The 8886-nt window shown below is 63.4% G+C and carries 7 protein-coding genes; 5 read left to right on the forward strand and 2 right to left on the reverse strand.

All coding sequences use genetic code 11. From position 1 onward, the window contains the following. Positions 1-134: 134 nt before the first annotated feature. Together M1B34_RS07030 and M1B34_RS07035 are read left to right on the forward strand one after the other, a co-directional pair. Positions 135-2033 (forward strand): cytochrome c/FTR1 family iron permease, encoded by a 1899-nt coding sequence (locus tag M1B34_RS07030; RefSeq protein WP_268264736.1) that lies wholly within the window; start codon positions 135-137, stop codon positions 2031-2033. A gap of 83 nt (positions 2034-2116) precedes the next feature. Then, positions 2117-2572 carry a YaiI/YqxD family protein gene (locus M1B34_RS07035; protein WP_268264737.1) on the forward strand — a complete coding sequence of 152 codons (456 nt, stop codon included), beginning with the start codon at positions 2117-2119 and terminating at the stop codon, positions 2570-2572. Positions 2573-2615: 43 nt separating this feature from the next. Here the strand turns inward: M1B34_RS07035 and elbB are convergent, their stop codons facing one another. After that, positions 2616-3284 (reverse strand): isoprenoid biosynthesis glyoxalase ElbB, encoded by a 669-nt coding sequence (gene elbB / locus M1B34_RS07040; RefSeq protein WP_268264738.1) that lies wholly within the window; start codon positions 3282-3284, stop codon positions 2616-2618. Positions 3285-3397: 113 nt separating this feature from the next. On the opposite strand from elbB, the gene M1B34_RS07045 reads away from it, so the two are divergent. Next, on the forward strand, positions 3398-4630 hold the full coding sequence (locus tag M1B34_RS07045; protein WP_268264739.1) for a sterol desaturase family protein: 1233 nt from the start codon (positions 3398-3400) through the stop codon (positions 4628-4630). On the opposite strand, the gene M1B34_RS07050 is transcribed toward M1B34_RS07045, so the two are convergent. Further along, on the reverse strand, positions 4614-5237 hold the full coding sequence (locus M1B34_RS07050) for a DedA family protein (RefSeq protein WP_123327758.1): 624 nt from the start codon (positions 5235-5237) through the stop codon (positions 4614-4616). The genes M1B34_RS07045 and M1B34_RS07050 overlap by 17 nt on opposite strands. 207 nt (positions 5238-5444) lie before the next feature. Here M1B34_RS07050 and hemB point away from each other — a divergent pair, with 207 nt between their 5' ends. Both hemB and ppk1 read left to right on the forward strand, forming a co-directional pair. Then, a complete protein-coding gene (gene hemB / locus M1B34_RS07055) occupies positions 5445-6458 on the forward strand; it encodes a porphobilinogen synthase (RefSeq protein WP_268264740.1) in 1014 nt (337 codons plus the stop codon). A gap of 18 nt (positions 6459-6476) precedes the next feature. Then, on the forward strand, positions 6477-8699 hold the full coding sequence (ppk1, locus tag M1B34_RS07060; protein ID WP_268264741.1) for a polyphosphate kinase 1: 2223 nt from the start codon (positions 6477-6479) through the stop codon (positions 8697-8699). Positions 8700-8886: the final 187 nt, after the last annotated feature.

The raw sequence follows: 8886 nt of genomic DNA on the forward strand, positions 1-8886 counted from the left end.
CATCGGCCAGCTTTGGGTTTTTTTTACGCAGGGCGCAAGACGACCGATGAACGCCTGTAACGCCGATAGGCCTTGAGTGAAGTGCATTGGAAGTGAACAATGTGTTACTTCGTATTTCCATTTGAGATTCGTTCATGACCGCCTTCTCCCGTTCACTGGCGTGGCTGATGCTGCCGGTGGTGGCCCTGTGCAGCTTCAGCGCGCTGGCCGACACGTCCGACAGCGCCGGCAAGGCCCTGCATCTGCTCGATTACATCGGTGCCGACTACCCGTCGACGGTCGAGGCGGGCAAGGTCATCGACGAGTCCGAGTACCGTGAGCAGCTGGAGTTTCTCGGCGTGCTCCAGGGGCTGGTGAGCGAGCTGCCGGCCAAGCCCGAGCAGGCCGAGTTGAATGACGGGATCCGTCGTTTGCGCACGGCCGTGACGGCGCACGAGGACGGCGCCCAGGTGGCGCGTCAGGCCCGGCAACTGGGGGCTCGCCTGGCGGTGGCCTATGAAGTCAGCCAGGCGCCGATCATCACCCCCGATCCGGCCCGTGGCGCGCCGCTCTATGCCCAACATTGTTCGGTGTGCCACGGCACCAGCGGCAGCGGCGATGGACCGGCGGGTGTCGGCCTGATGCCGCCACCGGCCAATCTGCGCGATGCCAAGCGCCTGGACCGCCTGAGCCTGTACGCGATCTACAACACCCTGGGCCTGGGGATCGAAGGCACCGACATGCCGTCGTTCGCCGACCAGCTGGATGATCGTCAGCGTTGGGACCTGGCCACCTACATCGCCGGCTTCAGTGCCGACCCTGCCGCCGCCAAGAGCGACAGCCCGTTCAACCTGGCCGACCTGGCCCGGCAAACCCCCAGCGAAGTGTTGAGTGCCCAGGGTGCCGAGGCGGCCGCGACCTTCCGCGCCCAGCGTGGGCAGCCGCCCCAGGTCAAGCGTGGCCCGGCCCAGTTGCTCGACTACACCGCCTCGACCCTGGACAAGAGCCTGGCCGCCTACCGCGCTGGCGACCATGAGCAGGCCTACGACCTGTCAGTGGCGGCCTACCTGGAAGGTTTCGAACTGGTGGAAAGCTCCTTGGACAACGTCGATGCCACGGTGCGCAAAGACACCGAGAAGTCCCTGATGGCTTACCGGCAGTCCCTGCAGGACGGCTTGCCGGTGGATCAGGCCGAGCAGCGTCTGCAGGCGGCCAAGGCCAAGCTCAAGGAGTCCGCGGGCTTGTTGGGCAGCGATGGCTTGAGCGCGTCCCTGAGCTTTATCTCCGGCTTGCTGATTCTGCTGCGCGAGGGCCTGGAAGCGATTCTGGTGCTGGCGGCGATCCTCGCCTTCCTGCGCAATACCGGGCAGCAGTCGGCGGTTCGCAGCGTCAACGTCGGTTGGGCCCTGGCGCTGCTGGCGGGTCTGGGGACTTGGGCCCTGGCGGCTTATGTGATCGATGTCAGCGGTTCCCAGCGCGAGCTGCTGGAAGGGGCGACGGCGTTGTTCGCCAGCGTCATGGTGCTCTGGCTCGGCGTGTGGATGCACGACCGGCGCCATGCGGCCGCTTGGCAGGACTACATCAAGAGCAGTCTGGTGGGCGGGGGCGGGCGTTTCGGTTTTGCGATCCTGGCGTTCTTCTCGGTTTATCGCGAGCTGTTCGAGGTGATCCTGTTCTACGAAACCCTGTGGCTGCAGGCGGGCCCGGCGGGTCACAACGCGGTGCTGGCCGGTGGCGCCACCGCGCTGGTGCTGCTGGTGGGCCTGGCCTGGGGGATTCTGCGGGGCTCGGCCAAGCTGCCGCTGGCGTTGTTCTTCGGCATCAACGCAGCGCTGTTGTGTGCGCTGTCAGTGGTGTTTGCCGGGCACGGCGTCAAGGCGCTGCAGGAAGCCGGCATTTTCGGCACGCGGCCGGTGGCGTTCTTTGACTTCGACTGGCTGGGGATTCACGCTGACGCCTATTCGCTCGGGGCTCAGGCCGTGGCGCTGCTGGCGATTGTGGTGCTGTACAGCCGCAGCCGCCTGAATGAGAAGCAGCGCGTGCGCGCGTCCTGAATCTGAGGCGTCGCTGATCGCGGGCAAGCTCGCTCCTGACTGGGGCGGCTTGCCCGTTTTGCTTTTTGTAAGGAGAACATTCAATGCGTGTGTGGATCGATGCCGATGCCTGCCCCAAGGCGGCCAAGGACCAGGTGGTGCGGTTTGCCCTCAAGCGCCAGTTCGAGGTGCTGCTGGTGGCCGGGCAGCCGCAGATCAAGCCGGCCTTTGCCTGCGTCAGGCTGATCGTGGTGCCCAGCGGACCGGATGCCGCGGACGACTACCTGGTGGAACACGCGGTGCCTGGGGAGTTGGTGATCTGCAGCGATGTGCCCCTGGCTGACCGGCTGGTGAAGAAGGGCGTGGCAGCCCTCGACCCGCGGGGCAAGGAGTTCGATGCGCAGAACATGGGCGAGCGCCTGGCGGTGCGCAATCTGTTCACCGACCTGCGGGAGCAGGGCCAGGTGGGAGGAGGGCAGGGGCCTTATGGCGATCGGGAGAAGCAGGCGTTCGCGAACTCGCTGGACCGGATTCTGACCCGGCTGGCGCGCCAGGCCTGAAGCCGGGTGGCGAGGCGCTCGGGGCCTCGCCACCGACGGTGGCTTATTGGTCGTGTTCGTGGGTCAGTTCCAGCACCCGGTCCACCAGCTTGTTGATGCCGGATGCGGCTTCGCTGATGGATTGCGCGAGCATGTAGGCCGGGGTGCTGACCAGCTTGCGGGCCTTGTCCTCGATGATATCGCTCACGGCGCAGTCTTCGTGGGTGGCGCCCATCTTGGTCAGGGCTTCGGCGGTGCCGGCATCGTTGCCGATGGTGCAGGTCACGCCCGGGCCATAGATTTTTGCCGCCAGGGCCGGGGTGATGCAGATCAGACCTACCGGCTTGCCGGCTTCGGCAAAGGCTTCGGCCAGGGCCAGGACGTCTGCCTGGACCGTGCAGGCGGCGCCTTCCACGGCGAAGTTGGAAAGGTTTTTCGCCGCGCCGAAACCGCCGGGAACGATCAGCGCATCAAAGTCCTCGACGTTGGCCTCGCGCACGTTCTTCACCTCGCCCCGGGCGATGCGCGCCGATTCCACCAGGACATTGCGCTGCTCGGGCATGGCATCGCCGGTGAGGTGGTTGATCACGTGCATCTGCGGGATATCGGGGGCGAAGCACTGGACCTTGGCGCCGCGCTGGTCGAGGCGCAGCAGGGTAATCACGCTTTCATGGATCTCCGCGCCGTCGTAGACGCCGCAACCGGAAAGGATCACTGCAACTTTTTTGCTCATGGGCTTTTCTCCAGATTCATGGCGCTAAATGTCCACTAATTTGTCATGTGTTGCCATAGGGCGATTGCGCGCTGGGACCTAATCTCAGGTATCGAATCCGATCAGGCCGTGTCATGAACTTCATCCTCTATGCGGTGCCGTTTTTCTTCGTGCTGATTGTCCTGGAACTGCTGCTCGACCGCTGGCGCGGGGTCAATAACTACCGGGTCGCGGATGCGGTGAACAGCATCAGCACCGGGGTCTTGTCCACCACCACCGGCCTGCTGACCAAGGGCGTCGGCCTGCTGACTTATGCGTTCGCCCTGGAGCATCTGGGGCTGTTCCAGTGGCCTGCCGACAGCGTCTGGGTGTGGGTCTTCGCCTTTGTCCTGTATGACTTCTGCTACTACTGGCTGCACCGCCTGGGCCACGAGCGCAACATTCTCTGGGCTGCCCATTCGGTGCATCACCAGAGCGAGGACTACAACCTCTCCACGGCCCTGCGCCAGACCAGCACCGGTTTCTTGCTGAGCTGGATCTTCTACCTGCCCTTGGCACTGTTCGGCGTGCCGCTGCTGGTGTTTGTCAGCGTCGCGGCATTGAACCTGCTGTACCAGTTCTGGGTGCATACCCGGCATATTCCCAAGCTCGGCTGGTATGAGTGGTTCTTCGTCACGCCGTCCAATCACCGTGCGCATCACGCGCAAAACCCTCTCTACATGGATCGCAACTACGGCGGGGTGTTCATTATTTGGGACCGCCTGTTCGGCACCTTCCAGGAAGAGGACGACAACGAACCGGTGGTGTTCGGCGTGACCACGCCGCTGGCCAGTTGGAACCCGATCTGGGCCAACCTGCAGTTCTATGCTCAGTTGCTGGCGGATGCGCGACGTACCCGAAACCTGTGGGACAAGCTGCGAATCTGGTTTATGCCCACGGGCTGGCGGCCGGCGGATGTGGCGGCCCGCTACCCGCTGAACAAGCCGGACCTGGCAAGCTTTCGCAAGTTCGAGGTGCCGCTGGCGTTGGGGCAGCAGGTGTATGTGGTGCTGCAGTTCGCGGTCTACGTGGCCTTGGGCAGCTACTTGATGAACCTGGAGAACAGCGTGTCCACTGCCGGCCTGGTCCTGGGCTGGGGCGCCATGGCCTGGGGGCTGTTTGTGCTGGGGGCCTGGCTGGAAAATCGCCCTTGGGCGTTGAAGCTGGAGGGGCTGCGGCTGCTGTCGAATCTGCCGCTGGTGTGGCTGGCGCCGATGGTCGGGCTGTGGCCGGGCAACCCCCTGGCCTGGGTTGCCCTGCTGCTTTACAGCGTGCTCAGTGGGCTGGCGCTGTATGGCTGCCGCGGCCGTTTCACTCGCTTGGCGTAGGGCTGTCGTTGGCTTTTTTCAGCTCGGCCTGTTCGGCTTCGTAGACCTGCTTGGCCAGGCGCGCGTTCTTGAAGCGGCGGCGCAGCCACAGGCCGACGCCGAGCAGCAGCAACGCGCCAAGGACCCACAGCTCGTACTTCTTGATGCTGCCGAGCATGCCTTCCATGATCGCGCCGAAGTGATAGGCCGCCGCTGCCAGGGCAGCCGCCCAGATGGCCGCGCCAATGCCGTTGAGCAACAGGTAGCGGCCCGGCGGATAGCCAGACAGGCCGATGGCCACCGGCATCACCGTGCGCAAGCCGTACACGAAGCGGAAGCTCAGCACCCAGATATCCGGGTGCTTGCGAATGTGCTCCAGCGCCCGGTCACCCATCATCTGCCAGCGCGGTTTGCGCGCCAGTAACTTGCGCCCATGGCGACGACCGAGGAAGTACCACAGCTGATCGCCGGCATAGCTGCCGAAGAACGCCACGACCACCACCAGGTTGATGTCCATGTATCCACGGAACGCGAGGAAGCCGGCCAGGACCAAGATGGTCTCGCCTTCGAAAAATGTGCCTAGAAAGAGGGCGAAGTAGCCGAAATCCTGGAGAAATTGTTGGAGCATTGTCTGGATGCTGGCGAAATGAACGCGCAGCCTACCCCTTCGGCGACAGGGATGAAAGTATCGAAATGTGTCTCGACGTGAACAATTCCGCCAATGACAATGGCTGCGACTGCCGCTTACAGGGCTAAGCACAACTGTCATACGTTCGTCATAATGGCCGCTTATAACTGTCACGCTCGCCCGCCAGCGCGGGCTCAGGAGTCTGCCGTGAGCTTTACCCCCGCCAACCGTCTGTTTCCCGCCACCCGCTTGCGTCGTAACCGCCGTGATGACTTCTCCCGACGTCTGGTGCGCGAGAACCGGCTGTCGGTGGACGATCTGATCCTCCCGGTATTCGTGCTTGACGGTGAGAACCGGCGCGAGGCGGTGGCGTCGATGCCCGGCGTGGAGCGTCTGACCATCGATCTGTTGCTTGAAGAGGCGGCGCATTGGGTCGAGCTGGGGATTCCGGCGCTGGCGCTGTTTCCGGTGACGCCGGCAGGGCTCAAGTCCCTGGATGCCGCCGAAGCCTGGAACCCCGACGGTATCGCCCAGCGCGCTACCCGGGCCCTGCGTGAACGCTTCCCGGAGTTGGGGGTGATCACCGACGTCGCCCTCGACCCGTTCACCACCCATGGCCAGGACGGCATTCTCGACGAACAGGGTTATGTGCAAAACGACGTCACCGTCGATGCCCTGGTGCGCCAGGCCTTGTCCCATGCCGCCGCCGGTGCCCAGGTGGTGGCGCCTTCGGACATGATGGACGGCCGTATCCAGGCGATCCGTGAAGCCCTGGAGCTGGCCGGTCATGTCAACGTGCGGATCATGGCCTACTCGGCCAAGTACGCCAGCGCCTACTACGGCCCGTTCCGCGATGCGGTGGGGTCGGCGCTGAGCCTGGGCAAGGCCGACAAGGCCTCGTACCAGATGGACCCGGCAAACGGCGATGAAGCCCTGCATGAAGTGGCGGCCGATCTGGCCGAAGGGGCGGACATGGTCATGGTCAAGCCGGGTATGCCTTACCTGGACATCCTTTTCCGGGTCAAAGATGAATTCAAGGTGCCGACCTTTGTCTATCAGGTCAGCGGCGAATACGCCATGCACATGGCGGCGATCCAGAATGGTTGGTTGGGTGAAGGAGTTATTCTTGAATCCCTGACCGCCTTTAAACGTGCAGGTGCTGATGGCATCCTGACTTACTTTGCCGTTCGTGCTGCTCAATTGTTACGAGAGCAAAAATAGCCCTCCCAGGAACACGCGATGAATACCGAAGGACTCACTGAAGTTGCCGTAAAAGAGGCTCAGCCTGTGGTCGAACAAGTGGTGGAAACCCCGCCGGAGCTGGAAACCCCTCCGCCGGCAGCGGTGACGGCCGAGCCGCAGCCGGCGCCGGCGATCGTCGTCCCCAACCTGGATGACAGCAGCCTGTACATCCACCGTGAGCTGTCGCAACTGCAGTTCAACATCCGCGTGCTGGAGCAGGCGCTGGATGAGTCCTATCCGTTGCTGGAACGGCTGAAATTCCTGCTGATCTTCTCCAGCAACCTGGATGAGTTCTTCGAGATTCGTGTAGCGGGGCTGAAGAAGCAGATCACCTTCGCCCGGGAACAAGCCGGTGCCGATGGCCTGCAACCCCACCAGGCCCTGGCGCGCATCAGCGAGCTGGTGCACGGTCACGTCGACCGCCAGTACGCGATCCTCAACGACATCCTGCTGCCGGAGCTGGAAAAGCATCAGGTGCGCTTTATCCGCCGCCGTTACTGGACCACCAAGCTCAAGACCTGGGTGCGCCGCTATTTCCGCGACGAAATCGCGCCGATCATCACCCCCATCGGCCTCGACCCGACGCACCCGTTCCCGTTGCTGGTGAACAAGAGCCTGAACTTTATCGTCGAGCTCGAAGGCATCGACGCCTTCGGTCGCGATTCCGGCCTGGCGATCATCCCGGCCCCGCGCCTTTTGCCACGGATCATCAAGGTGCCGGAAGAAGTCGGCGGCCCGGGCGACAACTATGTGTTCCTCTCGTCGATGATCCACGCCCACGCCGATGACCTGTTCCAGGGCATGAAGGTGAAAGGCTGCTATCAGTTCCGCCTGACCCGTAACGCCGACCTGGCGGTGGACACCGAAGACGTCGAAGACCTGGCCCGCGCCCTGCGCGGCGAGCTGTTCTCGCGTCGCTACGGTGACGCGGTGCGCCTGGAGGTGGCCGACACCTGCCCTAAACACCTGTCCGACTACCTGCTCAAGCAGTTCAACCTGCACGAAACCGAGCTCTACCAGGTCAATGGCCCGGTGAACCTGACGCGCCTGTTCAGCATCACCGGCCTGGACAGCCACCCAGAGCTGCAATACACGCCGTTCACCCCGCAGATCCCCAAGCTGTTGCAGAACAGCGAGAATATTTTCAGCGTGATCAGCAAGCAGGACATCCTGCTGCTGCACCCGTTCGAGTCCTTTACTCCAGTGGTCGACCTGCTGCGCCAGGCGGCCAAGGACCCGCACGTGCTGGCGGTGCGCCAGACCCTGTATCGCAGCGGTGCCAACTCGGAAATCGTCGACGCCCTGGTGGACGCCGCGCGCAACGGCAAGGAAGTCACCGCGGTGATCGAGTTGCGGGCGCGGTTCGATGAAGAGTCCAACCTGCAGATGGCCAGCCGTCTGCAAGCGGCCGGCGCGGTGGTGATCTACGGCGTGGTGGGCTTCAAGACCCACGCCAAGATGATGCTGATCCTGCGGCGCGAGGCCGGCGAGATCGTGCGTTACGCCCACTTGGGCACCGGCAACTACCACGCCGCCAACGCCCGCCTGTACACCGACTACAGCCTGCTGACATCCGACGACGCCCTGTGTGAAGACGTGGGCAAGCTGTTCAGCCAGTTGATCGGCATGGGCAAGACCTTGCGCATGAAGAAGCTGCTGCATGCACCGTTCACCCTGAAGAAGGGCATGCTCGACATGATCTTGCGCGAGACCCAGTTTGCCCTCGATGGCAAGCCGGCCCATATCATCGCCAAGTTCAACTCCCTGACCGATCCGAAGATCATCCGTGCGCTGTACAAGGCCAGTCAGTCTGGCGTGCGCATCGACCTGGTGGTGCGTGGCATGTGCTGCCTGCGTCCTGGCATTGCCGGGGTTTCGCACAATATCCACGTGCGCTCGATCATCGGTCGCTTCCTGGAGCACACTCGGGTGTTCTACTTCCTCAATGGCGGCGAGGAGCAGTTGTTCCTCTCCAGCGCCGACTGGATGGAGCGCAACCTCGACAAGCGCGTCGAGACTTGCTTCCCGGTGGAGGGCAAGAAGTTGATCCTGCGGGTGAAGAAGGAGTTGGAGAGTTACCTCACCGACAACACCCACAGCTGGAGCCTGCAGTCCGACGGTCGTTACATCCGTAACACGCCGACCGGTAACCAGAACCCACGCAGCGCCCAGGCAACCCTGCTGGAACGCCTCGGCAGCCCGGTGTTGCCCGTGCGTTAACCCCACAGCCTTGTTGTAGGCGCTGGCTCGCCAGCGATCGCGGTCTCAAGGCCCTGGCGGACTCCGGGGCCTTATCGCCGGCAAGCCGGCTCCTACAGGGGTGTTTGTGCGTTGTAGGCGCTGGCTTGCCAGCGATAGCGGTCTGAAGGCCCCGGCGGAATCCGGGTCCTTATCGCCGGCAAGCCGG

It is taken from the genome of Pseudomonas morbosilactucae (genome assembly GCF_023241715.1).
GTDB lineage: Bacteria > Pseudomonadota > Gammaproteobacteria > Pseudomonadales > Pseudomonadaceae > Aquipseudomonas > Aquipseudomonas morbosilactucae.